This window comes from Planctomicrobium aquicomposti, assembly GCF_051466325.1.
Lineage (GTDB): Bacteria > Planctomycetota > Planctomycetia > Planctomycetales > Planctomycetaceae > Planctomicrobium.
Window position 1 is genome coordinate 2,336,709 of record NZ_CP195792.1, and the last position, 26,355, is coordinate 2,363,063.

At 58.1% G+C, this 26,355-nt stretch carries 15 protein-coding genes, 1 tRNA gene and 1 pseudogene; 9 read left to right on the forward strand and 8 right to left on the reverse strand.

Going from position 1 to position 26,355, the window contains the following annotated elements; all coding sequences use genetic code 11:
• Positions 1 to 22: 22 nt before the first annotated feature.
• The 5 genes from SH664x_RS09010 (at position 23) to SH664x_RS09030 (ending at position 6,728) form a co-directional block, all read left to right on the forward strand.
• A complete protein-coding gene (locus SH664x_RS09010; protein ID WP_437206825.1) occupies positions 23 to 1,360 on the forward strand; it encodes a DUF1552 domain-containing protein in 1,338 nt (445 codons plus the stop codon).
• Positions 1,361 to 1,688: 328 nt separating this feature from the next.
• Positions 1,689 to 2,717: an aldo/keto reductase gene (locus tag SH664x_RS09015; RefSeq protein ID WP_437206827.1), complete on the forward strand. Its 1,029-nt coding sequence runs from the start codon at positions 1,689 to 1,691 to the stop codon at positions 2,715 to 2,717.
• 256 nt (positions 2,718 to 2,973) lie between these two features.
• Positions 2,974 to 3,759 (forward strand): SDR family NAD(P)-dependent oxidoreductase, encoded by a 786-nt coding sequence (locus SH664x_RS09020; protein WP_437206829.1) that lies wholly within the window; start codon positions 2,974 to 2,976, stop codon positions 3,757 to 3,759.
• A gap of 211 nt (positions 3,760 to 3,970) precedes the next feature.
• A complete protein-coding gene (locus SH664x_RS09025) occupies positions 3,971 to 5,074 on the forward strand; it encodes a succinylglutamate desuccinylase/aspartoacylase family protein (protein WP_437206831.1) in 1,104 nt (367 codons plus the stop codon).
• Positions 5,075 to 6,641: 1,567 nt separating this feature from the next.
• A tRNA-Ser gene (locus tag SH664x_RS09030) sits at positions 6,642 to 6,728 on the forward strand.
• A 70-nt stretch (positions 6,729 to 6,798) separates the two neighbouring features.
• Here the strand turns inward: SH664x_RS09030 and SH664x_RS09035 are convergent.
• Positions 6,799 to 8,112, reverse strand: coding sequence for a tyrosine-type recombinase/integrase (locus SH664x_RS09035; protein ID WP_437206832.1), 1,314 nt, complete (start codon positions 8,110 to 8,112; stop codon positions 6,799 to 6,801).
• Between the two features lie 503 nt (positions 8,113 to 8,615).
• Here SH664x_RS09035 and SH664x_RS09040 point away from each other — a divergent pair.
• Complete coding sequence (locus SH664x_RS09040) at positions 8,616 to 11,300, forward strand: HEAT repeat domain-containing protein (protein ID WP_437206834.1); 2,685 nt, start codon at positions 8,616 to 8,618, stop codon at positions 11,298 to 11,300.
• 94 nt (positions 11,301 to 11,394) lie between these two features.
• On the opposite strand, the gene pabB is transcribed toward SH664x_RS09040, so the two are convergent.
• From pabB to SH664x_RS09060, 4 genes are all read right to left on the reverse strand, one after another.
• On the reverse strand, positions 11,395 to 12,801 hold the full coding sequence (gene pabB, locus SH664x_RS09045; RefSeq protein WP_437206835.1) for an aminodeoxychorismate synthase component I: 1,407 nt from the start codon (positions 12,799 to 12,801) through the stop codon (positions 11,395 to 11,397).
• Positions 12,798 to 14,207 (reverse strand): DUF6513 domain-containing protein, encoded by a 1,410-nt coding sequence (locus SH664x_RS09050; protein WP_437206837.1) that lies wholly within the window; start codon positions 14,205 to 14,207, stop codon positions 12,798 to 12,800. Before SH664x_RS09050 ends, pabB begins: the two co-directional genes overlap by 4 nt.
• A gap of 713 nt (positions 14,208 to 14,920) precedes the next feature.
• Positions 14,921 to 15,946: a YheT family hydrolase gene (locus SH664x_RS09055; RefSeq protein ID WP_437206839.1), complete on the reverse strand. Its 1,026-nt coding sequence runs from the start codon at positions 15,944 to 15,946 to the stop codon at positions 14,921 to 14,923.
• Between the two features lie 175 nt (positions 15,947 to 16,121).
• Positions 16,122 to 17,696 (reverse strand): sulfatase family protein, encoded by a 1,575-nt coding sequence (locus tag SH664x_RS09060; protein WP_437206840.1) that lies wholly within the window; start codon positions 17,694 to 17,696, stop codon positions 16,122 to 16,124.
• Between the two features lie 322 nt (positions 17,697 to 18,018).
• Here SH664x_RS09060 and SH664x_RS09065 point away from each other — a divergent pair, with 322 nt between their 5' ends.
• A complete protein-coding gene (locus SH664x_RS09065) occupies positions 18,019 to 18,768 on the forward strand; it encodes a class I SAM-dependent methyltransferase (RefSeq protein ID WP_437206842.1) in 750 nt (249 codons plus the stop codon).
• Positions 18,769 to 18,776: 8 nt separating this feature from the next.
• Here the strand turns inward: SH664x_RS09065 and SH664x_RS09070 are convergent, their stop codons facing one another.
• From SH664x_RS09070 to SH664x_RS09080, 3 genes are all read right to left on the reverse strand, one after another.
• Positions 18,777 to 19,934 (reverse strand): serine hydrolase domain-containing protein, encoded by a 1,158-nt coding sequence (locus SH664x_RS09070; RefSeq protein ID WP_437206844.1) that lies wholly within the window; start codon positions 19,932 to 19,934, stop codon positions 18,777 to 18,779.
• 505 nt (positions 19,935 to 20,439) lie between these two features.
• Entirely contained in the window at positions 20,440 to 21,993 is a 1,554-nt protein-coding gene (locus tag SH664x_RS09075) for a sulfatase (RefSeq protein ID WP_437206846.1), read from the reverse strand.
• A 445-nt stretch (positions 21,994 to 22,438) separates the two neighbouring features.
• Complete coding sequence (locus tag SH664x_RS09080; RefSeq protein ID WP_437206847.1) at positions 22,439 to 23,428, reverse strand: DUF1559 family PulG-like putative transporter; 990 nt, start codon at positions 23,426 to 23,428, stop codon at positions 22,439 to 22,441.
• 1,034 nt (positions 23,429 to 24,462) lie between these two features.
• Between SH664x_RS09080 and SH664x_RS09085 the strand changes: the two are divergent.
• Positions 24,463 to 25,544 (forward strand): annotated as a pseudogene (locus tag SH664x_RS09085) (DUF1559 domain-containing protein).
• 290 nt (positions 25,545 to 25,834) lie between these two features.
• Positions 25,835 to 26,221 carry a hypothetical protein gene (locus SH664x_RS09090; protein ID WP_437206848.1) on the forward strand — a complete coding sequence of 129 codons (387 nt, stop codon included), beginning with the start codon at positions 25,835 to 25,837 and terminating at the stop codon, positions 26,219 to 26,221.
• Positions 26,222 to 26,355: the final 134 nt, after the last annotated feature.

The window sequence follows — 26,355 nt, forward strand, 5'->3', positions numbered from 1 at the left end:
ATCAAAGCCACAAGGAGAGGACATGGCATTCCGACCAATTTCACGCCGAACGGTGTTGCGCGGCCTGGGTGTTTCCATGGCACTTCCCTGGCTGGAAGCGATGGGGACCTCCGTTTCGTGGGCGGAAGCAACAGACATCCGCAAGGCATGCCCGAACCGGCTCGCTTTTATTTACGTTCCCAACGGCGTGCACATCTGGGACTGGACCCCTGCCGAAGAAGGGGAGCTGACGGAATTGACTCCCGTCCTGAAGCCGCTCGATCCGGTGAAAGAAAAGCTGCTCGTGCTGTCGGGATTGACCGCCGACAAAGCTCGCGCCAACGGCGACGGCGGAGGTGACCACGCCCGGGCTCTCGCCGCCTTCATGACCGGCGTGCAGCCTCGTAAAACCTCGGGAGCCGATTTTCGCGCCGGCATTTCCGCCGATCAGGTGGCGGCACAGAAAATTGGCCATCTGACCCGACTTCCTTCACTCGAACTGGGGGTCGATCCATCGGGCGTCGCCGGCAATTGCGATACGGGATACAACTGCGTTTACAGTTCGACAATGGCCTGGCGCTCGGAAAATCAGCCCATGCCGAAGGAGATTGATCCGCAAATCGTATTCGAGCGGCTGTTCGGGACCACGTCGGGCGGGCAGTCCGTGAATCGTGATCGCAAGCGAAAAAGCGTGCTTGATTTCGTTCGTGAAGACAGTGGCTCGCTGTCGAACAAGCTGGGGCGAAACGACCAGGCAAAGCTCGACGAATACTTCACGTCAATCCGCGAAATTGAAACCCGCATCGATCGGGCTGACAAGTTTCCGCCGCTTGCCCGTCCTGCCTATGAAATGCCCGCTGGCATCCCCCGGCAGTTCGAGGAACATCTGCGGCTCATGTGCGACATGATCGTTCTCGCCTTCCAGGCAGACATCACCCGTGTGACGACAATGCTGTTCGCCAACGAGGGAAGCAACCGCAGCTACCCGTTCGTCGGAGTCCCCGAGGCGCATCACTATTTGTCCCACCACCAGAAGGATCCGAACAAACTCGCCAAGATCCGGGACATCAATATTTTCCACGTCAAGCAGCTCTCTTATCTGCTGCAGAAACTGGATTCGATTCAGGAAGGGGATGGAACTCTGCTGGATCATTCCATGATCGTTTACGGCAGCGGCAATTCCGATGGAGATCGTCACAACCATGATGATCTCCCCATCGTCGTCGCCGGAGGAGGCGGAGGAACATTGAAAACCGGTCGCCATATCCGCTATCCCAAAGAGACTCCGCTCAACAATCTGTGGCTCTCGCTGCTCGACCGGATGGAGCTGCAAGTCGACTCGCTGGGTGACAGCACCGGCACGCTGCAGAATCTCGCGTAGGTCGGATCGTTCATGGCATCACAGGTATTGAGCGAACGCCGGATTTCAAGAGCGCCATGAGCTTCCCGTAGGGAATTCGAGGAACTGACGGGCCCTCTTTCGGACCTGCACGTCAGTGGGTGATGCGTTGTTGTCACGAGACGCCTCTGCGATCCGGCGGTTTTTCACGTCAATCGGTGGACCAGCACAACACCCTGCACACATCCAAGGTGCTTGACGTGACACGTTGACATGGCAATAGTGTGAAAGATGCGGAAGGCGCGCATCCATACTGAATCACAATGCCACTTCCGTCAGGTTCTCTGTCGATTCCTCCAGGAGCAAGCCGATGGCATCCTCTCGAACAGCCCGCCGGGATTTTCTGAAAACATCTGCAGCCGCACTCACACTCGCCGCCACGTCCCCCTGGCAATTCGGGGGAATGGCTCTTGCCGCAGAAGGTAAGGGGGTCGAACGCCGCCGGTTTGGCAAGACCGATATGGAAGTTGGCGTGCTGGGCTTTGGAGGAGCAGAGATCGGCTACAACAAGGTCGACCAGGACACGGTGACAAAACTCCTGAACGGAGCGATCGATTCTGGCCTGAATGTCATCGACACCGCCGAATGCTACGTCGATTCGGAAGTGCTGATTGGGAATGCGGTCGGAAATCGCCGAAAGGATTACTTCCTCTTCACAAAGTGTGGGCATGCACCGGAAGCCAAAGGCTGGACGAAGGACGCCATTCTGCGTTCGGTGGAACGGAGTTTGAAACGCCTCAAGACCGATGCCGTCGATCTCGTCAACCTGCATTCCTGTTCTCTCGATGAGCTGATGAAGGGCGAGTGCATCGAAGCGCTTGAGCAGGCGAAGAAAGAGGGGAAGACCCGCTACATCGGCTATAGCGGTGACGCCAAAGCGGCGCGTTATGCGGTGGAATGCGGCCGTTTCGACGCCCTTCAAACCTCACTCAATATCTGTGATCAGGAAGCGATTGAACTGACGCTCCCCATTGCGCGCGACCGCGAAATGGGCGTGATCTGCAAGCGGCCGATCGCCAATGCCGTCTGGCGGAATGAGAAGCCGCCGCAAAGCAATTATCACCTGGAGTACTGGAACCGCCTGCAGGACCTGAAGTACGACTTCGCGATGGGCGAGGCCGCCAAGGAACAGGGACCGAACGGACCGGCCGCCACCGCCATGCGTTTCACCGCGATGCAGCCGGGCGTCCATGTTTTGATCGTCGGCACGACGAAGCCGGAACGGTGGAAGGAAAATGCAGAGCTGATCTCCGCCGGGCCGCTGCCTGCCGAGGTTGAGAAATCGATCCGCAACCGCTGGAAAGAAGTCGCCAAGAACACTTGGACCGGCCAGACCTGAGCGTCCGTTCTGACTGCAGTTTGAAAGTCGCCCGACGACCCCGTTCCACAGCGGACAGGGTCGTCGGGCTCTTTTTCAAGTCTGATTCAGTCCGACAACAGACTGCCGGAAGCGTTCAATCTCCGCTGACAGACTGCGGCACATTCATCTGTCGGCGTTCACCGAATGCAGTTATAAATCTGGTCGGTTTGTCGGGATCGCTGAGAGTCCCGACTCGGTTGTCCCGAGCAGCTGAATTCAGCGGAGCGAGTTCGATATGTTTTCCTATCGTGGCCGGACGGCATTAATCACCGGGGCCTCTACCGGGATCGGAGCGGAGTTCGCCCGTGAGCTGTCTTCACGCGGCATGAACCTCATTCTCGTCGCCCGCAATCAGTCGGCACTGGACGCACTGGCCCAAAGTCTCGCTGCCAATTCCGGAGTGACGGTGCACGTCATTCCCAGTGATCTCAGCCGTGAATCGGCCCCCACCGAGATCGCAGCCGCCGTGACGGCGCTGGGCCTGCAGGTGGATCTGCTGGTGAACAACGCTGGCTTCATGACGTATGGCCCCTTTGAATCCATTCCTGCTGCACAGGACCATGCGCAGATCATGGTCAATACGGCCGCTCTCGTGGGGCTGACCCACGCCTTTCTCCCCGGAATGCTCGAACGTCAGTCCGGGGGAGTGATCAACGTCGCTTCAATCGCCGGATTCCAGCCGATCCCCTTTCTGGCGGTTTACGCGGCCACCAAGGCCTTCGTGATTTCGTTTTCTGTCGCCCTCTGGGAAGAATGCCGCGACCGGAACGTCTGTGTGTTGGGGCTCTGTCCCGGCACGACGACCACAGAACTTTTCGATCGCGCCAAGGCTCAACGGGCTGCACTTGGCAAGCCGCGGACCGTCCAACAGGTTGTCTCAACCGCTCTTCGTGGACTCGACCGCAAGCGCAGCCTGATCGTGGACGGGCTGAAAAACAGCCTGCTGTCCCACGGTCCGCGCGTGATCCCCCGCTGGTTTGCCGCACGCTGCGCCGGACAATCGATTCGTCCCCAGCGCTGAAAGGAGGCGGTTGCATTGCACTTCTGGCAGGCAGTCACCCGGGATTCGAGTTGAAACTCTCGTGCAGGGCTCGCACGCGAGGGGCAGAAGGACTAAAACGTGTGAAAGCGCTTCCTCATTTTGCGGCGTCCAGCACTGACTCGGGCCGTGACAGTTCTTTGATTTTGACGGCCTTGAAAGGGGCCCGTGCCCGGATTCTGCCGATTCCCTCATGATGAAGTTTCGAGAGAAAAAACGGACTGTCGCGGAGTGGAATGGCGAAACCATCGGCCCCGGTGAATCACGCGACCTGGCGCTGGATATGAGCGCCAGCTACAGCGGCCAGCATATTCTCATTCCCCTGCATGTCCGACGCGGCCTCCGGGAAGGCCCGACCGTTTTCGTCACGGCGGCTGTGCATGGAGATGAAATCAACGGGGCGGGCGCAATTCGCGAACTGATTCTCGACCCCTCACTGCAGCTCGAGGCGGGCAGTCTGATTCTGGTCCCGGTCGTCAACGTCCTCGGCTTCGAGCGGCACTCCCGGTATTTGCCGGATCGACGCGATCTGAACCGTTCGTTTCCCGGCAGCTCCAAGGGGAGCCTGGCGGCTCGACTCGCGCGGCTGATTCTGGATGAGATTGTGGAACGCTCTGACTACGGCATCGACCTCCACACCGCCGCTGTCCGCCGTACCAATTTCCCAAATACCCGAGGGGATCTTTCCCATCCGGAGATCCAGACTCTCGCCGAAGTGTTCGGCTGCGAATTGATCGTCAACGAGAAAGGTCCGACCGGCTGTTTGCGGCGCTCCGCCTGCGACGCAGGTTGCCCCACGTTTATTCTGGAAGCTGGTGAAGTCTGGAAGGCGGAAGCCCTGGTGATTGAATACGCCCTGCGCGGGATTCGCAACGTGCTGATGCACTTCGGCATGATTCAGGGAGTTCCCTCGCAGCCGCCGTTCCGAACCGTGATTCAGGAGACGCTCTGGGTCCGTTCCGATACCGCAGGCTTCCTGAAGTTTCATGTCGCTCCCGGCGACTTTGTTCGTCGTGGCGACCCGTTGGCGACGACCACCAGTCTGACGGGCCAGACCGGTGAGGTGCTCACAGCCCCACAGGGGGGCGTAGTACTCGGGATGACCACACTTCCGGTCACGTCTCCGGGGGAACCAGTGGTGCATATCGGACTGGTTCACGAAGGACAGGGAGAGGTGGAGCAGGTCATCCGCGCGCTGCCGCCCGACGCTCTGCATCATCGGATTCGCAGCGATTTGTCGAGCAGCATTATGGTCGTGCCGCCAGCGAGTCCCTCATCACCATCGGCAACTTCCTAAAAGGAATTGAGCGCCGGTTTGGCAGCCAATCAGCCAAGTCTTCCCGGCCATCTCCTGACCGGTCCACTACCCTGATCCCATCCATCTCCACCTCTTACGTCCCTTCGTCGGGAAAGTGAGCCCAGAGTGCCGCTGATGCTACGGATTGCCGGACATACGCAGGATTGATTCGCTCAGGGCAACAGGCCCGAATTTCTGCAAACGCACCTGTGTCGAGGGAGATGGTGACCGACTTCGCCATCATCGACGGGTGATAAGTGCCCTTCATCTCGCAGCTGAATCGTTGTGTTGGGATCGGCCGCCTCCCGCTGGGCACGGAGTCGCGGTACCAACAGCGCCGTTTCCCTGGCAGCCTGCGTCCCCATGAAATTCAGCGGTGCGATCGCACTTCCAGTAATCAATGTTCGGGCGTCCCTGCGAATGCGCCACGGTTGCTTATTCACGAGACGGATACATGACACGTTGCTTTCCGGGATCCATTCCTCAATGGACATCTCCTTGATGGGACCCTGAAATGAAATGCCGGTTGTCAATCCCTCCCTCCCGGGCGACGGCGCCACAATGTGGCCAGTAAGCTCCCCATAATGTTCTGCATCACGGTGCTGAAGACCGCGGGAACTGCTGCAAAAGGATGGGTGATGAAGTGTTTCGTGGCGAGCATGACTCCAACAGACGAGCTCGAGATGTCCGCCTGCCCGAAAGGGCACTTTGCAGTAATTAGAACCAGTGCCCGCAGAACGGGGGTTGTTTTACTGCTAAGCGGATTGATGCTCCCGGCTACGGCCACAGGCTTCCCTTCGAGCGCTGCTATGATTCGCAACATTTCTTTAGCTTCAAACATCTGCGAGCCCGCGCCTCTCCGATGCTTCCGCAGTACATTTTTCCCGGCTTTTCAAACTGGCTGCCAGACAGCGCTGGCTACTTCCTCAGTCCGTCAAGCAATCCGAATCTGAAGACAGATTGGACTCGCGCGATCTCATTCATCCGCCGACCCGCCGCGAACCTCTCCACGATGCGATCGGTGGTCCCCTTGAGTTCGCCGAACGATGTCAGTTGAGTTCTCCCGAATCAATCATTCGACGCTTGGCATTCAGGAATTTTCCACACGGGTCTCCCACGTTTATCACACTGGGACTGACGGCGAGAGAAATTCGCCCGGCACACAGGTCATCTTCCTGAGCCTTTGGAACCTGAGGGCCTCTTCGCCTGCCGTCCCTCTCGCCCTGAACAAGCCTGCCGTCCACTCGCTTCCCCCAACGCCAGAAGTCGTGAATCTTCCCCCGAATCTTTCTCATCCACTTCCTTCAATTATGAGGGGGCAATGAGAATTCCGGCGATGTCTTCTTCGATCTCCAAACTGGTTTGCGAGAACGGGATTTTTGGCTAGACTCTGCCACCATGACATCGACTCCAGACAAGGATTTAGTCGGTGCCGTCCCTTCCCGGTCTGAACCACCGGACGGGGCAACTTTAGTGCACATTTGCGCACTTAGGTGGTACGCGAGGTGTTTACACCAAGTACTGCCGACGCAGGTAAGTGATCGCTAACCGCATGATTCATGCGACCGGAGAGGTGACAGAGCGGCCGAATGTGCCGGTCTCGAAAACCGGTGTACCGGAAACGGTACCGGGGGTTCGAATCCCCCCCTCTCCGCTTGTAATACATTCGCCTTCCACAAGCCCCCGTCTGGGAACGACTTGCGGAAGGCGTTTTCTTTTTTGTCTCAGTGAGTGGGAAAACACTGGGACCAAACGCGTTCGATCTGTCGCTGATTCTCCCTCTGCCGACTTTCTCGCGGCACCTCCGGTTCAGTGAAAATTGAGACGACACTCTGCCGCCTCAAACGAAATTGATCGATTGCATCCGCTACAGGTTGTCGGCGGGTCGCAGGTGCCGGTAGTGATCGACCATTTCCGAATCCTTGTGGCCGACCCAGTCCATGACTTCGACCTCGGTGGCCCCCCTTCCGGAATGACTTACTCACAAAGTAATGCCGGGACGAGTGGATCGTGCCGTTCTGGAACCCGATCTCCCCAACCGGGACCGGAAACTCCTTCTTCAGGGGATTCCGGATTGCGCGGATGAAGATGGCCAGGACCTTGCGGTCCCGGAGTTTCCCTCCCTTGGCGCCGCGAAACACGAAGCCGTCGGGATGGCGAGCGAGTCCCCGCAACACTTCTTCGAGTTTAGTGGCGAGAGGCACAAGCCGGCTTCTCTTTCCTTTCGTCGTGCGGACCGTCCTCGCTTTCTGCTTGTGGTTGCTGAGCCGATTGTCCACGACATGAATTGCCTTAGCAGCGAAGCCGATGTCTTCCCAGCGCAGGGAGATCAGTTCACCAATCCGCACGCCAGTGCAAGCCAAGGTCGTGAGGATCGGACGAATCCATCGCCCGGCCATCGTTGTCTGGCAGCGTTCCAGCATTCGCTGGACCTCTGCAAACTCGTCACAGTAAGTCTCTGTTTCTTCAGGCTTGGCGAGCTTGAGATGGAACCGGAATTTGGCATCGAGAAGATATTCGCCAATGAGCCACTTCACGATGGAAACGAGTAGCATCAGCTCGAAGTAAAACGTCCGCGGTGCGTAGTTGTTCTTCTCCAGCCAGCGGCCGTAGTTCTCCGCCTGTTTCTTGTTGAAGTCCTGCCAGGTCCGGATTCCCAAGTTCTCGCAGAAGGCGATGTGCTTGTCTTTGACGGACATGTACTTCTTGTTCGTATTGCGGCTGACGCCGCCGAGTCCGGGTGGACGGTTGGAGTGTTCCAGAAACTTTTCGCGGCCTTCTTCGATTGTGATGGGTTCTGGGGCTTGTGCCGGAACCGCGACCATTGCCTCCTCGATCAGCCCGACTTCCCGAGCTTTCGCCTGGTCCAGACGTTGCAGGTTCTGGTAGGCGTCCTCTTCCGTTTTGGCATTCAGACTGTGTTTACCGAGATTTCGGGTTCCACTCCGTCCATCCGTGTAAAAGACGGAGCCGCGCTTAAATATCTTCCACGTAAAATACTGACATTGAATCGTTCTGGTGGATCGTTGTTTTGCCATGTCGATGAATCATGATTGTTCTCCTGAGAACAGTCAGCCCTAGCAGCCCGTTGAATTTCTCTCCGGTGTTTGACACCTCTGATCGGCTGCGGGCGGAAGTGGTTTGAACGCCTCAGGGAGGGACCGGAATGGGGTTGGGGAAGCGGGAAGAGGCACGGCAACAGGAGTTCTGGATGCCCACGGCCAGTCTCTCCAGCGGCCGGGGCAGGTCTTTGATGACAAGCTCAACCAGGTGCTCGCCCAAGCGAGGTTCGATCGAATTCCCGAAGACCTCTGCCGAACGTTCTACGCCCGAACTGGCCAGCTGTCGATTCCGCCGGGTGTATCCTTCCGCATGCTGAGCGAAGGCAGCACCACCAGGGACAGGGAACGGGTCTGATCGATCGGATGCGATCCTCACGACCGACGAGTTGCCGGTTTTTCACTAACCGATCTTCCACCACGGTGTTAAGATCGAAGATGTCCAATTTCCGTACCGTGTGAATCGGGGAATGCAAACCGGCATGTTTTCGCTCGCAACCGGCCGTCCATCGCGGTTCATGTTCCAGCTCCTGCTTCTTTGGGCATTCAGCACGTGCGCACCGGACTCGTGTTGTGCCGCCAAATCGAAAGCTGCCCCCCGGTCCCTGGCCGAGCTGAAGCAGACCATCCAGCGGGAAGCAGAGCGGACGGCGAATTCCGGACTGGCCCAGACGTCTGAGCAGCCGATCGTGCTGTGGACGGAAAAAGCGTTCATCGGCACCAGTAATGCTTTTTCGGAAACCGGGCTGCAGTACCTCCAGGCACTGGTCGTTGTCGGAAACGGAACAGATCGTCCCCTGAAGTTGCGTCCTACCGGCATCACCCTGGCAGCAGGCGGCAAGACATATGCGATGGAGTCGCGTCGGCGCGGCTTTACACCGCTTCCTTTCAATTCCCGATCTCCAGGCGCAGCCTTTCCCTATTTCACCGAGGCCGCTGAGATCGCACCGGGTGAGACGCGGACACTCGGGGTGATGTTTCTCGACCTCGAGGTGAATCCTCCCGTCCCTCAAATGCGGGTCCGGTTCGTCTTCGAAGATAATTCCGTGGCAGAGTTGGATCTCAACTCGCAGTTCAATGATCGCCTGGGGCTGACCGTCCGCCGAATTGGTCCTCATCAGGCTGCGGCGTTACTCACGATTCGAGGAGAATTGAATACGATCAATATTGATTATCTCGCGAATCAACTCAATGAAGTTTACGCCGCCGGAACACATCGAGCAGTTGTCGAATGGGCGCCCGGAGCCCCGGCTTGTGACGATCAGCTACTCGGCTGGCTGCTGCATTCGACAACCGTCGATGGTCGGACGAATCCCATCTTCCAGCGAATGTCCGTCCTTCCGGCGATGCGTCGGATCGTGCTCTCACAACTGCCGGAGCTCAATCAGGAAGCAATCGAGCATGAGGAGTTCAACAAGGATATTTTTCCCAAATCAGAACTCGCTGCCGCCGACCTGCTCTCCGACCTCTTGCAGGTCATTGATCGGCGAGCCCTCCTGCACGAACTGCGCAATGGGGATCCGGTACTGCAACCTGCTCTCATTCGTGCGGGGAGCCGACGTCTGGGACGTGAGATCCTGCCATTGATCCTGGAAATCCTCAATGGCGGTCAAAATGAGACTCTGCGCGAAGAGGCGATTCTGGCGCTGGGCAGGCAGTCCGATCCCGCATCCACGGAACGACTGCAGAAACTGCTCGAAGACCCCGCCACTTCGGTGCAGGAAACCGCCCTGCGGTCCCTGCTGAGTTCGGGGTCTCCTGACTCGCGTGAAGCAGTGCTCGGAGTTCTTCGCTCGCAGCGGATTGGCCTTCCGGCGGATCGGATCATCAGCCAGATGGTGCGGTACTATCACCCGGCGTGGGACGATTATCTGATCCAGCGGGTCACCGATCCGAATGCGGACGTGCGGTGCATCGCTCTCTCGGCATTAAACGTGGTGGGCCACTCGCAACTTCGCGACGTCTGTGTCCGCGCGCTGAAAGATCCCAACGAAAAAGTGCGTGAGACCGCCTTTGAAATTCTTGTGGATCGGCCGCAGAAGTCCGAGCAGCAGGCGGCGGTGCATTATGCGCTGGAGCGACTTCAAAAAGGCGAAGTCAGTCCTCCCGTGCTGTATCTGATTCACGACTTGCGCGAGCCACGGGCAGCGCCGCTGCTGCTTGAGTTGCTGAAGAAGCCGCATCCCCTCCGTCCGCAGATGATCAATGTCCTGGGCGATGTCGGGAGCGACGCTGATCTGCAGAAACTTCTGTCGCAGTTCGACAGATTTGAACCCGAAGAACAGGCAGCCATCACCGCCCTGGCGGGGTCTTTGTCGCCTGAAATGCAGATGGATCTCGCCGCCCGGGCCGTTAAATCCGAGGAGCCGGCCGTCAGGCAGTCAGCGCTCGAAATTCTTCGCCACAGCCGGAATCCGCAGTCACTGAAACTGATCGAGACGCTCTGCGAACGCGCAGACGCCGAGGAATACGACCGACTTTGCCGGACACTCGGCGAAATGGGAACAACCAGCACGTTGAAGCTGTTACGGAAGTTGCGTGAACGGGCGGCGGAGGCAAACGACGAGTTTCGAGTAGGAGTCGCTCGTCTCGGAATCGACATCTGGATGAAGCAGTCCCCCGGCTGGACCTACGTGCAGATCGGTGATCATCATTCGCGTGACGAACAATGGCTGCGGGGCGTCAACGCGTATTCGCTGGCACTGGAGATCGATGCCAACCTCCTCACCGCGTATTCACGTCGAGGAAGTGCCCACCTGCATCTTCAAGAGCTTGAGAGTGCCAGACAGGACTTCAGCCGGGCCCTTGAACTGGACCCGGAAGATCCTGAGTCACTCACTGGGATTGCGATCGTGTGGGCGATGTCTGGCGAGTGGAAAAGAGCTGTCGAGATTGTCGATAAGCATCACGAGGCGTACGCCAAGAACTTTATCTACCTGTACAACACCGCTTGTGTGTATGGCCGGGCCATCGAGACGTTGAAGAACCTTCCCCAGTCGGCCGAACGGGATCAGGACATTCGGAAACTGGAGGAACGGGCGATTGAGAAACTGCAGCTGGCCGTGGAACTAGGGTTCGACGACTTTGGGCATATGCAGAAGGACCCGGATCTGGCGACGCTCCAGGATCTGGAGAAGTTCAAGCTCATCATCCGCTCCCCCATCTGAATCAGGCCTTCTTCTGCTTCGCCGTGGTGTCAGTTCCGGTTCATCAGCTGAACGGCCCCTTGGTGATGGGAGGAAGAACCGCGACCGACGGGAGTCATCGAATCGCCTGCAACAGACCACGTGCCTTGTGCAGGGTCTCAAGGTATTCATCGGCCGGTTGCGACTGGGCGACGATGCCTCCCCCCGCCGGAAAGGCGAGCCAGCCTCCACGCTGCGTCATGGTTCGAATCAGAATGCTGCTGTCGGCAGTCCCGTCGAATCCGTGGTAAAACAGGCTCCCGCAGTACGCTCCCCGGGCGACCTGCTCCAGTTCAGTGATAATTTCCATCGCCCGGATTTTCGGAGCCCCTGTAATGGACCCACCGGGAAAGGTGGCCCGCAACAAGTCCCAGAACGTTGCCTCGGGCTGCAGCTGCCCCCGCACTTCTGAAACCAGGTGCGTCACCGTTTCATAGCTCTCAATCACGCAGAGTTCGGGAACGCGGACACTCCCCGCGCGACAGACCCGCGAAAGGTCGTTTCGCATCAGGTCGACAATCATCACATTCTCAGCGCGGTCCTTCTCACTTTCACGGAGTTCATCGCGGGTGAACAGGTCTGCTTCCGGCGTGCGACGACGACGACGGGTCCCTTTGATCGGTCGGGTGATGACTTCATTCTCACGCAACTGCAGAAAACGTTCAGGTGATGATGAGAGAACGGCCCAGTCTTCCCGCGCAAAGTACCCACCGAACGGAGCGGGATTTTCACTCCTTAATTGCAGGTATTGCTGAAGCGGGCTGAGCGTCGCACGAGCGAGCAGACGCTGCGAGAGATTCGCCTGAAAGATATCTCCGGCGTAGATGTATTCAATCACCTGTCTGACCGCTGCCAGATACCCTGCGCGGCTGAAGTTGCTGGTAACGGTCGGATTGCCATCCAGAGAAAATTGCGGCGACTGGAAAGTCACCAAAGGATATGCGGTGGATTCGGCAAGTACTGAAGGAGACGGGGCACTCAGGCTTCTCTGGACAGACTGGAGCCGGTCACGCGCGTGGGCCCGCTGCAGCGTCGGTGTTGATTCCGGGAACCCCTGGGCGATCAACCAGCAGCGTCCTTGGAGATGGTCCCAGGCCAGCACCCAGTCGTAAATTCCGACCGTAACGGCGGGAATCCGGAATTCATCGCAGCGAGGGACCGGCAGGCGCTCAAAGAACTGACCACACTCGTAGCTGAGCAGGCCCGCCGCGCCCCCCTGAAAGGGAGGAAGGTCGGGGACGCTTTCGCGTCGAGTGGGTTCGAGAAGCTGACGGATTGCGGCAAAGGGATCGTCACCGAAGACCGGCTCATCGATCGTGATGGACGCCGAGGGATCGGCACTCAGGAAGGAATATCTGCCAAGTCTTCCCGACGGGCGTGCACTGTCGAAGAGCACCAGCCCCGGCCAATGCTGAAACGCGACCAGCGCGGCGGGGACGGTGAGCGTCGAGGAAAGTTCCTGGATGAGGGGCAGCGCGGTCATGACTCCTCTCCTACGGCTTGAGTCCGTCGTCGACGCTCGTGCGCACTCTGTTCTGGCACCGTGAGAAATCCCCAGCGCAGGCTTTGATCCTGCGTATAGTGTTTCCCCAGAGTCAGTGCAGTGACCGCCTTTGAGAGTTCGTAGCCCAGGTAGAACGCATGCTCGATATCGAGACTGCCGTCACGATGGAAGGCATCGAACAGTTCGAACGCATCGGTCCCGCGCCAGTAGCCGTCGCGGTTCATGACGTGAATTTCGCCCCGCTCCACGAAGATCCGGTAATTGGGATCTTTCAATTGTCGTGCGAGATCGCTGAGGAACTGCTGGCCGACAATCGGAACGTTGGGGTCACGGAGTATGACCAGTTCCTGGCTGAGCCGCTTGGGGACGCTGCATTGCTCGATGGCGTATTTCACCATCCGACGAGCCCGGTCAAACTCGGCGACAGATGTTCTGGCCCAGTTGATCACCTGCGTCGTCAATACGCTGTGAATTTCAAGTTCCTGGCAGATGGCCGCCAGCAGAAAGTTCAGGCCCGCACTATCCACTTCTGTCATTTCGGTCAGATTGCCGATGCCCATCATCATGGCTGCTGTCGGCGCTTTGCGGCGGGTTTCGAAATATCGGGCGAGAGATTCTGCAAACCGAAAGCCGATCGGCTCGAGTATGGGATCAAGCCAGCAGCAGCGCCGCTGCTCGGCGAGTTGAGCAGCGGTCACAAACATTGGATCAAGGAGGGCAGGATCATCGGGAATGACGACGAACTCCGCATCGAGGTCGGCTGCCCAGTGCACGTTACTCTGATTGCAGCTGAGAACCATCTCCGCGCCGGCTGCAACAGCCTCTTCAACTTCCCTGCGGTCAAAACTGTCTACGGAGACGCGCAGGCCTTCGTCACGAAGCATTCTCACCGTGTCGCCGATCTGAGGCCACGACAGACCCGGAATGCAGCCCACATCAATGAGATCGGCACCGTCGCGGGCATAGCTGCGTGCGACTTCCAGAATTTCCCGACTGCTGAGCTGGGGGGTGTGATTTATTTCTGCCAGAATCTGAATGTCGTAGGTAGTCAGGTCAACCGGTTGCCGCCGCTGCAATCCAAAGTACTGCGGTAGATCGAGGATGTCTTTGGGGCCTCTCTCAAACGGGATGCCAAACTGCTGGTCCAGCTCGCCGAGGTCCCCCTGACACCACCCGGGCAGGAGCACGCGATCATAGGCGCGGTCGATCGTCAGTTTGCTGCGCAGCCAGCGCACGTGCATCAGGGCGCTTACGGAAATTCCGACGACCTGCACTTCGGCATGGATGCCCAGTGTGTCAGAGGTGGCTGCGACCACTTGCCGCACTAGCCCCTCCGCCAGGCGGCCCGTGACAAAAAGAATGCGCTCTTGCGTCGGCGTTGTCATGTCCTTAGAACCGCACCGGAACCTCTCGGAACTGCAATCGAGAGCATTCTGATTTCTGCGTGACCTGTCCTCGCCATGCGGCACTGGGACGGTCACTCTGCTCCCGCCTCAGCGAGATCATAGAGAATCTCCCGTTCCGGCGTCTGCTGCAGAGAAGTGGAACGGAAATTGGGGTGCAGGAATGGGCGGGTCCAGCACGCAGAACCGGTATTTGCCCCGCTCCGTGACCTGCGGGAACGCCGCCAGCCTGGAGTCGTTCTTATCTCCGTGGCGGCAGCACTCGGGGACGAAGGCCGGCACAGCAGGTGTGAGACGCGGAGGTCGCTCGCTGAAATCGATGAATCGGAGAACTCGGCTTTTCGAGTTCCGGCGACGGTTGCTGTCGGACGAATCGAAGTTTAATCGCGGAAATGAGACACGCTGCCAGGAGGATGGCAGCTGTCGTCATCGCGGTGAACTGCATCGCAATTGCGAAACTGGTCATCGGTTTCCTCCCCTGAGTCTGGCTGATTTCGGAACACTCCCGACATCATCGACTGGGAAGGTGAAACGCTCCTGAGGCGGACCTGAAAAATCCTTTATCTACCGCGATCCAGCATTTGATCTGCCCGCACGGGGCGGGCGCAGCGGTGCCTGGTGTCGCGTGGAAAACAAGTTTCGCAGGCACAGACAGGCAGAACGCACGACACAGCGGCGGCTTGAAGAACGTCCAATTATGACGAAAGGGAGTTCGTCACCCAGTTCGCGATTTGCCGGTCGAGCCACCCCATCCCACCGGGCATACAGAAGCCGAGATGGCCGCCGTGACGAGGAGCCAGCAGCTTCGTGGTGGATGAATATTCCGTTCGAAACTGCTCGAACGGAATCAGCGGATCGTCCTGTGCGGCAATGATGAGAGTGGGTGTTCGAATCGAAGTCAGAAACTGCTTCGCACTGGAACGGGCGTAATAGTCGGCAGCCGACTGGAAGCCACAGACAGGTGCGGTGAACGTGTCGTCAAACTCGTACAGGGTTCGGGGCCGTTGAACGAACCAGCTCTCGGGGATAATCGCATCGGGCCGTTGCTGCTTGCGGCTGTCGACGTCGCGGGTGCAGCTGCGGCAGAAATACCGGTCGTAAAGCCGGGCTAATCCCTTCTGCATGGAGGTGACGGTGAAGTTCAGATCGATGGGAGGGCAGACCGCCACCGCGCGATCGACATTTGGCACCTGTTCGGCCTGGTCCTGGTGTTCCCCCAGCAGCTTGAGCGTGACATTTCCCCCGAGTGAAAAGCCGATGACAGACAGAGGGGAACCGGGGCACTGGCGGTGAATTTCGGCAATCGCCGCAGCCAGATCGGCCGAGCGTCCACTGTGATAGGGATAGCGTGCGAGTCCTCCGCCGGCGCCGCAGCCCCGCCAGTCGAGCCGGAATGTTCTCACGGAATATCGGTTCAGAAGTCGGGCCACGCGAGACATATAGGGGCTGGCATGCGTTCCCCCCAGGCCGTGCAACAGTAGGGACACCCGATCAGCCGATTGCCAGTCACGGGGGGTGTCATCCTGATAGATCAGACGGTCCCCATCATCGAGCAGAACCTCGCCTGTGGTTGAGACCGTTGATGCCCGCAGGCGACGCTTTATAAACGGCGAATACAGATACCGGCTGGCAATCGTCTGGACATGCCCATTGCGGAAATACCAGGGGGGAGAAAACAGGTCTTTGCCGTCAAGACTTTCTGACGAATCCTCGGGCGTCATGCTAAACGTCATGGACTGGAGCCGGATGAATCAGAGTGAAAAGGAAGTGCGTGGTCAGTACAAAGCTCTCGGAGATCGCCACAGGTTGGTCAAACCATCACTGTTTCTGCTGGAGTCAGGGCGACACCGTAACCGGTGGCATCAGAAACTGCCACAGGGAACTCGATGGTGATTCTTACTTTCTGATCCGGACTGGAACCGCGTTCTCCTGGGGGAGACCGGGAGTGCTGCGACCGTCGGCGACATATTTCTCCAGCAATTGAGTCAACCGCGCGACAATCTCCGGATGGGCCTCCTGCAGATTGATCGTTTCCCCGATGTCGGTGCTCAGATCAAACAGCTGCACGGGGGGGAGGTCCTGATCGTTCTGTTCGGGCCGGGGAGCACTCCACCCGCCGGAACCGGGACAGAGGGCCAGCTTCCAGTTTCCTTCGCGGATCGCAAAGGCGCCGCGAACAGAATGATGAACGATCGCCGGACGAAGCCGATCGGAAGGCATTTCCCTGAGGTATGGGAGCAGGCTGTAGCTGTCCACCCCCGCTTCCGCAGGGAGCTCAATCTCCAGAATCTCGGCCAGAGTGGCCATCAGATCGGTCAGACAGACGATCTGGTCGCACTGACTGCCGGCCCGGACTTTCCCCGGCCAGCGTACGATGAACGGGATTCGGTGGCCCCCTTCGTAAATATCTGCCTTGTGCCCGCGGAAGTGATAGCTGGGATGGTGGCCTTTCGCAATCAACTCATCCATTTGTGCCGCGGGAGCGAATCCGTTGTCACTGGTCAAGACAACCAGTGTGTTGTCTGCCAGTCCGCACTGGTCGAGAGCACTTAAAATCTGCCCCAGGCTGTGATCGGTCGCAGCCACAAAATCGGCGTAGGGGGTGAGTCCGGTTTTTCCCCGCCATTCCTTAGCCGGCACCACGGGCGTGTGCGGTGAGGCGAACGGAAGATAAATGAAGAACGGTTTGCCGTTCTGGGCATCGGAGGCGCGGGCTCGAATGGTGTCGATCGTCTTCCGGGTCAGGGTCGGCAGCACTTCCACCGCTTCGAAATCGGGCGTCGCCGGACCTTTGCGGGTCTGTCTCTTCGGGCGGCCCAGGACCATCGGAAAACTCTTGCTCTCCGTCGGCGTTTCGATCGGCCGATCGTTGTGGATGAACACATAGGGAACCATGTCCAGCGATGCACTGATCCCAAAGTATTCATCAAAGCCGACGCTGCAGGGGCCATTGCTGATTGGCTGCGAGTAGTCCACATTCCACACCTGTTCGGGTGTTTCAATACTCAGCTCGGAAATCTCCTTGCCAGGGAGAACCGTCCAGTCCATTCCCAGATGCCATTTGCCGATGCATGTCGTGTGGTACCCGGCCGACTTGAGCAGGTCGGCGACGGTCAGGCGACCCGGCTCGATGAGTCTCGGACTCAGCCCACCGAGCACTCCGGATTGCAGCTTCGACCTCCAGCTGTACCGGCCGGTCATGATTCCGTAGCGTGTCGGCGAGCAGACCGCTGACCCGGAATGCGCATCGGTAAACTTCATTCCTTCTGCCGCCAGCCGGTTCATGTTCGGCGTCGGGATTTTGCCTTCCGGATTGAACGCCTGCACGTCGCCGTAGCCCAGATCATCGCAGAGAATGTAAAGCACATTCGGCTTCTCAGCCGGCGACGCAACGGGCAGGCTCCCCCCAAAAAGCCAGCTGACCACCAGAGCGACCAGGATTCTGCGCCGCCATCCGACGAGTCGAGCCACGCGGCTCCCGCAGCTTGGACAGGCTGAGTGATTCATCAATTCCTCCGGACCCGACTGGCGAACTCCGCAATCCGAAGCAGGGCTGCCGCGGACTGCCATTTTCCATGTGGCAGCATTTTGAATACATTCCCCGGAGAGGTCTACCCCGGTGATGATAGCATCACGTCGCCAGCGCGAATCGGCCTGGCGGGAATGAGGAGCAGGTGCTCAACACGTTGTTCGCGACCACAAAAATTTCATCGAGTGCACGGGCAGGCCAGCAGTCCGGGCGGCCGATGTTCCCCTTCAGAATCCAGATCCCATAACCAACTTCGGAGCCGCGATGACCACCGACTACAATCAGGGACGAACGGCCGAGCAGTACAAGCAGGCGAAGGAGCAGCCGTGGCGATCGCGGATTGAAGGCTATTCTCTGATGAACCGCATCGGCGCTCTGCAGGGATTGAAAGTCGTCGATATTGCCTGCGGCGAGGGACACATCACCCGTCAGTTGCGGCAGGGGGGAGCTCGGGAGGTTCTGGGGGTCGATATCTCGAAGCGCATGATCCAGCTGGCGCAGTCACAGGAAGACCGGCAGCAGCTGGGGATCGAATACCGAGTGGGTGATGCCCGCGATGTTGTCTCCTCACAGGATTTTGATCTCGCGGTCTCTGCGTGGCTGCTGGTTTACGCGCGCGATCGTGCCGAGCTGAACCAGATGTGCCGGGGAGTCGCCAGCTGGCTGCGTCCCGGAGGCCGGTTCGTGACATTTACGACGAATCCCGATTTGTATCACTTCGAGCCACGAGTCAATTACCAGCCGTACGGATTCGAGATCGCATTGGCGGAGCGGGTTCACGAGGGAGCGCCGATCTGGTGGCGGATTCCGGTGGGTGATTCCACGCTCGAAATTGAAAACTATTACCTGCCGATCTCAGCGTATGAAAAGGCCTTTCGAGCTGCCGGCTTTCGAAGTTGCTCGGTGTTGCTGCCGGAGCTGTCTCCCCCGCCTGATGGAATTGACGACAGCTCCCACTGGGCCGATTTCCTCCGGCACCCTCCCGCCATCCTCTTTGATTGTGTGAAAGCCTGAGCGACTATTCAGTCCCCCCGCAAATCCTCCAGGCTTCGGCGATCTGGCAGGGACTGAACCGCCGCGGTTCCGACTTTTCCAATCAGCGAATTGACGTTTCCCTTTCCGTCAGGGTGCACCCGGTTGCTGAGGAAAATAACGTACAGCTGCAACTCGGGATCGATCCAGAGCCCGGTTCCCGTGAATCCCCCGTGGCCCAGAGCCTGATCGCTCATGCCGTCTCCACGGTTGCCGGAATAGCCCGTCTGCCGATCCCAACCCCAGGTGCGGACTCCGGGGCCGGGGACCGGACGGGACATGAGCATGGCCTGAACAGTTTGTGGCTGAAGAACACGTTGGCCTTCGAGTTCTCCCTGTTTGAGGACCATTCGTGCGTAGCGGCTCAGGTCCGCTGCGGTGGAAAAGAGGCCGGCATGTCCGGCGACCCCGCCGAGGAGTCGCGCACGCGGGTCGTGGACAACACCCCTTAGCGACGTGGTGGGGCTCGCCGAGGTCGGGGCTATCCGCGGAAGAAATTCTTCCCGGGGAAGGTAACCCGTTTCAGTCATCTGCAGCGGCCGGTAGACCTCCTCGGCTACAAACTCATTCAGCGGTTTCCCCGCAATCGCTTCCACAAGCCGGCCGAGAACAATAAATCCGACATCGGAGTAGATGAATTTTTCCCCGACAGGAGCGGTCAAGGGGAGCTGGCAGATATTCTTCCACGCCTCCTCAGGTCCAGACTGATAGTCCCGCAGGGCATTGTCCGCCAACAGACCGGACGTGTGTGTCAGCAGGTGATGCACCGCGATCTGTTCTTTTCCCTGATTTCCAAATTCCGGGAGGAACTTGCAGACCAGTTGTTCGGGATCAAGTTGCTGACGGTCGAGGAGAACCATCACCGCGGTTGCAGTGGCCAGCGGCTTTGTCAGCGATGCCAGATCGAAGACGGTGTCCTGCGTCATCGCTTCCTTGACAGGCAACACCTGACGATTGCCGTAGGCCTGAAAATGGAGAATTTCATCTCCTTTCCCGATCAGCACGACCGCCCCCGGCATCTTCCCCAACTGCAGCCCCTCCGTAATCAGATCGTCAATCGCCGCGATCCGGGGAGACTGATTCTCCTGTTCGGCGCGTGCGGGACGCGCTGTCAGGAACAGACTCAGCATGATCACAGCAACGGACAAGGACCAGATCCAGCTCCGTGAGACGGAGGCCTGAGGAGACTGGGATTGTCGTTGACTCGCAGGGAGGTTCCGCACCGCAGCTTCTTTCTTTCTCAAATTCACGATCGCTCGACCTGGGGAGCAGGTCGCGGTGACTCATCCCCATGTCGCATTGTCTCTTGATCAAGTGCACAACTTTGGGTGGCGGGGTTCGCTCAATTGACGATCGAATACTCGCCAAAGGTCACTCTCCAAAATCATGACCGCGTTCGGAAACATGACACCGAGGAGTGATGTCCAGTGCAAGTCCGCAGCGGCGAACAACCAGACAGGATGTCACCTCTGCCGTTGCGTTTCAAGACGGACCGAAATCAGCTGGCCACTGTCCGCACCCGGATGAGACTTAAGCGGACCTGTGAACCATTCAGCAACCACCAATAATCAAAAAGAGGAAGCGGGGCTTCGCTTCCTCTTCGACCGATCGTGATGTCTCCCGGTAATTGCGACGGGCATTGCCGCCGTGGAGTCAGGGAAGCTGCGGCTTGATGGCCTGCCCGGAATCCGCATCCACCGGATATTGAGCGCCGGCCTCCTCCAGAGCAGCGATCAGAGCCTGCATCATTCGGCGCAGCTCTGCGGGATGTGAGGCCGCAAGATTCTTCTCTTCCCAGGGATCGGCTTCGAGGTCATACAACTGATAGTGTCCCCCTTCCGAAAGTTCGCTCGGAAAGTAGTGGTAGATGACCTTCCACTTGCCGTCACGGTAGGAGGTGAAGTGCGTTGAACGGTGATGGTGCGGGAAGTGCATCAGGAATGTCTGCGGATGAGAAGGATCCTGCTTTCCTTCCAGCAAAGTTGACATGTTGCGGCCATCCACGACCTGACTCTCGACCGGTTTGATTCCGGCGATTGCCGCGATTGTCGGAAAGAGGTCGCACACGGAGGCCATCTGGGTTTGAATGGCCCCGGCCGGAATCGAGAGCTTCTGCTGGTTCGGATTCGCAGGATTCCGCTTCGCCCAGGCGGCGATGAACGGCACCCTCATTCCCCCTTCGTAGTGGGTCCCCTTCTTTCCCCGAAACGGTGCGGAACTGGAGTAACCATGCTCATCGTTGCGAGGGGCATCGCTGCCATTGTCTCCGAGAAAGAAGACCAGCGTATTGTCAGCGATCCCTGACTTGTCGAGCTGATCGAGCAGATCCCCCAGTGACTTGTCCATTCCTTCAATCAGCGCTGCGAAGTTCCCCGCGTTGGGAAGTTCCGGATGCTTGGGATAATGATCGATGAAGCGAGGGTCGGCGTTGAACGGACCATGGACAGCGTAGTGAGAGAAGTACAGGAAAAAGGGCTTGTGAGCCTGTGCGGCATCGGCCACCTGGGCGTTCGCTTCCAGGGTGAGGGCTTCCGTCAGAAACAGACCGGAATCGTAATACTTCTCCATGCCGGGCACGGCATTCGGATCGAGTTTATTGTTCTTCCCCTTCCGCTTGTTGCCGTAATGCTGCTCCGACAGGTAACTGGCGGGGCGCCCCATGCCGCCACCGGCAATATTGACATCGAACCCGATCTGTTGAGGTTCACCCGCTTCGCCCGGCCCGAAGTGGGCCTTGCCGACATGAATGGTGCGAAAACCATTCGACTGCAGCAGCTTGGCTAAAGTCAGGTCCTCGCGCGACAGTCCTTCCCAGTTCCAGTCCGGAGGTCCATTCTTCGTCACGTTATTGACACCGGAGTGAATCCAGTTCGTCGTGTGGTGCCGGGCCGAAGTCTGCCCTGTCATGATGGAGACACGCGAGGGTGAGCAGACGCTCATCGCGGAAAACTGGTTGAAGCGGATTCCCTGTGCCGCCAGCCGTTCCATATTGGGTGTGCGGTAGTAGTCATTCAACGGGTAGCGTTTCGGCTTCCCCGATTCATCGGTCAGGAACGGCAGGGAGGTATCCATGATCCCCATGTCGTCCACCAGGAAGACCACAATGTTCGGTGGAGACTGCTTCTCGGCTGCATCACTGCGGCCGGTCACCATCAGCAATCCCGCCAAAGCCACCAGTCCCCAGGCACGCACTGAAAATCTCAACACATCCTGCTCCTTCCCAAATCGATGGTAAACACAACGAGTTGTCTCATCCTGCCGGACCGCGACCTTCGTGGACGCGGACTCCAGAGGCGGCAGGGTTGGCTGAATGGTATTCGAGAGGAAACGTCACTTTCCAGTGCCCCTCATCGCGACATTCGGGATGTCGCAGCTCCGCACCCGACTGGACTATCCCCGCTCAATGGGGTTGCCGGGCGAGTAAAGAAGCGAGAGCGGCCGCCAAGGCCCCGCTGTTCAGAGCTTAAGACCAGGACCGGCGGGCGGCTTCCTTGGCCGAGTGCATTCCGATCTCTGATCGATCCGGACTTACCCGCCGCACGAGAACATTCAAGTGACACAGGTTTTACTCGGCTCAACAACAAAAAAAGCCACGAACGCTTCGCTGTGAAGGTCCGTGGCTTGCATCGCAATTTCGACTCAGGACGCAGTCTCAGAATGTTCCGATGGGATTGGCGTCGTAGCGGTCACCCAGGTAACAGTAGGTCGGATAGTCGATGTTCTCGCTGAGGAAATGAACGGAACCATCCACCATGAGGAACTGGGCACCCCCAACGTGGTAGCTCGCATGGCTGCAGCCTACGGCACCATCGGCAGTGGGAACGAGTTCCAGCTCTCGCAAGTGCAGTGAATTCATCCGGACGTGGAAGTAGGAGACGCCGCCGGACTCGTCCCAGACGGAGCCCGTCTGGCAGTAGTGTGGCTTTGATTCGCCCAGGAGCATGGTATTCGATGTTCCGTCCGTCACGTCGCGGATGCGCAGCGCGGTCACTCCACGCCCGAACATACCACGCACGCTGGCGTTATCGAGGTGAGAGTTGATGAAGCCACCCCTGACCGGCCCATCAGGATTTCTGCAGAAACTTCGTCCAGTTGTGGGACAGTCTCGCGGCACGCCTGCACCGTTGTCCATCGTTCCGGCAACAGGCCGATAGTAGGCTTCCTGAGCATCGCCACCGGTCCCGGCAAATTGCTGTCCCTGAACACGCCTGCCAAGTCGCTCTAGCGGGTTGGAAGGACAGGTCGCCACGGGAAAATACTTCCCAATGATCAGTGCCCGGTTTCCACTCGTCGGTTCGACAGCCACGAAATTGAGGTTGAGACTGTTGTAGAGGCCAGCTTGGTCAATATACGGCAGCAGCATGGTAAACCAGTTGCCGGTGTGGTTGTCTCTCAAATACTTCGAACCGTCATCCATCGCGCTCCCCTGGACGAAACTTCCTGCGGTGGGAAACACGCCGTGCGTGTCGTGGTAGTTGTGAAACGCCAGCCCGAACTGTTTCAGATTGTTCTTGCACTGCGACCGGCGAGCCGCTTCACGGGCCTGTTGCACGGCTGGCAAGAGCAAGGCAATCAGCACTGCGATCACCGCGATAACCACAAGCAGCTCAATGAGGGTGAAGCCCCGTCTCTGTCGTTTCATTTTTACGTCCAAACAAAGTTAAGAATGAATCTCTTTCTAAGGCCGACGTGAGTCCAGCCGCTCAAAAAAGATGCAACTACCATCGTGGTCGTGTATATATCTGGTCCCAAAGAATGGTGTCAATGCTGAAGCGTTGGAATTTTTCTGTTGGGGCAGTTCTATTAATACGGACGGTCGTTCCGATGAATCCAATGTTTTTGCTGCGAAAGTGGCAGTCTGCAGACTTGGGCATCGTTCTGGAATTCGACTTTGCGTGTGGGGGATACTGCATTCACTTCGCGGCACTGAAGCTTCAACATGACGCAACGCTATATCTGCCCGATGGTTACAATCTGTTCTTGCGAATGCACCACCACGACAGTCGGTTGTCTGAGTGAGGTCATTAAGAGGTCGTCTGGGTGAGTTGAGGAAGGTCAGGAGGCTGTGGTCAGTCGCGGGTGCTCGAACCTGGCAACGCTCCGACCAGGTGGAGGAAATTCTCACCGTCCGCTGCTTGGGGGGCTCAAAATGAGACCACTCAGGGGACGTCCGATGCCCTGAAGCAGGGCCTTGAGTGCCAGCCGCCGTTTTGATCTCTGGGATGACCGAATCCATGTGCAGCGGGAAATGCGGCAATTCAGAGATTCGATTTGTGCTTGACTCCTTCTGCACGCCAACTCCGAAGAGAGTCGCCGCTCGTGAGGCGAACCTTCGGAGATCCCCCCCGAGCAACCAGGAACGCGGGCAATGCACTCTGCAGGAAAATCCTTTTGCTGACGTGAGTCGGGCTCGCCTTCGAGGAGTTCGTTCTCTCACCCCGAGCTTTTCCACAGCACGGCTCACCTCTCATGCCTCTCTAACATTTCAGCAGAAGGCGGCTTTCCCAAAGAGCGTCTGCCCCACAACCGAGGCAATTCACGGGGATTTTGGGGATTTTTGATTCTGTCGAATCAAAAATTGTTTCCCTGAATGTCTATTGTTCTTAAACTATGCGCTTACGATCTTTTGATTGTTGAAGCGTTTATCAGTCTTTCACTGTTCGGCAAGGGAACCTCATGCTTCGACCGACCCCTCTACCCCGACGATCGGCTTTCACACTCATTGAGTTGCTGGTCGTGATTGCGATCATTGCTGTGCTGATTGCGTTGCTGTTACCCGCAGTCCAGCAGGCACGCGAATCCGCCAGACGGACCCAATGCAAGAACCACCTCAAACAAGTTGGATTGGCACTTCACAACTATCACGATGACGCGATGGGGAATCTCGACGATGTCGCCAATAAAACAAACAAGTTGGATTGGCACTTCACAACTATCACGATACCCATCGGGTGTTCCCTTACGGCTACTTGTTCATCACGGGTGAAGGACGCGTCAGCAAGGTACGTGATTGCTGGTTTCAGCAGATCCTGCCCTACATCGATCAGGCTCCACTTTACAATCGGTACCAGGCCTTTAACGATCCTTACGAGAACTACAGCCTGCATCGCCTTGATCAGCCCGAGCTCCTTGTGCCGATCAGCTCATTGACTTGCCCGAGTGATCCCAACTCCCCCGGAATCGGAGCACGCTGCTCCAGTATTCGCGGTTTCCAGGGGAACTTCGGTGTGAATACCGGTGTCGGCCAGCGATACACCGTCAACGACTCAACCGGCAACATCACCGTTTCCAATGGCAACATTACCACGGCCGACGCAGGGGGACTGTTCGGCCGCGAGAAGGTGTACTCGATCCGTGACTGCACGGACGGGACCTCGAACACTCTGTTGGTGTCAGAGGGAATCGTCCGCACGAATGGTACGTCCAGCGCCTGTGGCGAACTGGGAGGATATTGGGGCGGGTCCCCCTACGGTGCCTATGGGTTCTCGACTGCAGAACCTCCCAACACCAGTGTTCCGGACCGGGTGTATTCCTGCAAATCCCGGAATGAGCGTTCCGCTCCGAACGGTGCCGCCTGCGAAGGAACCTCGACGGACGGCCTGACCGGTAACTGGAATTACGCCCGCAGCTACCACACCGGCGGGGTGCAGGCCACTCTCGCTGATGGCTCTGTGCGTTTCATTTCTGACAACATCAATCGCCAGAACTGGATGCGGCTGGGGCTGAGAGCTGATGGCCTCATCGTCGGCGAATTCTAGCCCATAGCGAACTTGAGGCTGCCGGGGCGGGATTCGCTCCGGCAGCTTTGTTTTATGACGTGTCTGGAAGACCGTTCTCCCGGACGATCGGGCCTCGAGTTGCTTGAGACGGGGCAGGCCGAAGCCCGGGTGCAGTACTGGTCGTCGCGTGTCAAACTCTGTCGGCACGCTCCCCCTCCCGTCTTCCGGGAGCGCTCCCGGTTTTGTTCTCCAGCCCTTTGATGATTTCGTTAGGCACTGTTTATCTTCGCGGAGAAGTCATGCATTGCGTTACTCGTCAGCACAGACTCTTGTGCACCCCGGTCTTACTGGGGCTTCTTTCGCTTGTCGGTTGTGGAAAGACAGACGTTCGTCCCGAATATCCCGTTGTTGGTGAAGTCACGTTTGACGGGTCTCCGGTCAGTGACGGACGCATTACGTTTCGTCAGACGACGGGCGAAGAACGTGCTTTCAGTGGTCGAATTGAGGAAGGGAAATATTCCCTGACGGCGGAACCCGGGCCCATGTCCGTGGTGATTACGGCGGCGCGCCCTTCCGGAAAATTTGACCGGTCGAACGATGTCCCTGTTCCCTTAGGCGAAATGTACATCCCCGCCAAATACAACAGCGAGACAACGCTCACGGCCGAAGTTGCGGCCACGGACAAAAACGTCTTCGACTTCAAGCTGGACAAGTGAACGATCACTTGTCTTAGAGGAATCGCTTCGGATTCCTGTGACGCGGAACGACAATTTTTTCACGTTGATGCTTCCTGGCGACCGGTGACGACCGAGTCACTGCGGCGGGTAAATTCCCGATGCCGGGTCGCGAG

What these genes read in the sequence shown, in the direction of transcription:
- SH664x_RS09010 (WP_437206825.1), top strand. Translation starts at nt 23, where the DNA reads ATGGCATTCCGACCAATTTCACGCCGAACGGTGTTGCGCGGCCTGGGT.
- SH664x_RS09015 (WP_437206827.1), top strand. Translation starts at nt 1,689, where the DNA reads ATGGCATCCTCTCGAACAGCCCGCCGGGATTTTCTGAAAACATCTGCA.
- SH664x_RS09020 (WP_437206829.1), top strand. Translation starts at nt 2,974, where the DNA reads ATGTTTTCCTATCGTGGCCGGACGGCATTAATCACCGGGGCCTCTACC.
- SH664x_RS09025 (WP_437206831.1), top strand. Translation starts at nt 3,971, where the DNA reads ATGATGAAGTTTCGAGAGAAAAAACGGACTGTCGCGGAGTGGAATGGC.
- SH664x_RS09035 (WP_437206832.1), bottom strand. Translation starts at nt 8,112, where the DNA reads ATGGCAAAACAACGATCCACCAGAACGATTCAATGTCAGTATTTTACG.
- SH664x_RS09040 (WP_437206834.1), top strand. Translation starts at nt 8,616, where the DNA reads ATGTTTTCGCTCGCAACCGGCCGTCCATCGCGGTTCATGTTCCAGCTC.
- pabB (WP_437206835.1), bottom strand. Translation starts at nt 12,801, where the DNA reads ATGACCGCGCTGCCCCTCATCCAGGAACTTTCCTCGACGCTCACCGTC.
- SH664x_RS09050 (WP_437206837.1), bottom strand. Translation starts at nt 14,207, where the DNA reads ATGACAACGCCGACGCAAGAGCGCATTCTTTTTGTCACGGGCCGCCTG.
- SH664x_RS09055 (WP_437206839.1), bottom strand. Translation starts at nt 15,946, where the DNA reads ATGACGCCCGAGGATTCGTCAGAAAGTCTTGACGGCAAAGACCTGTTT.
- SH664x_RS09065 (WP_437206842.1), top strand. Translation starts at nt 18,019, where the DNA reads ATGACCACCGACTACAATCAGGGACGAACGGCCGAGCAGTACAAGCAG.
- SH664x_RS09080 (WP_437206847.1), bottom strand. Translation starts at nt 23,428, where the DNA reads ATGAAACGACAGAGACGGGGCTTCACCCTCATTGAGCTGCTTGTGGTT.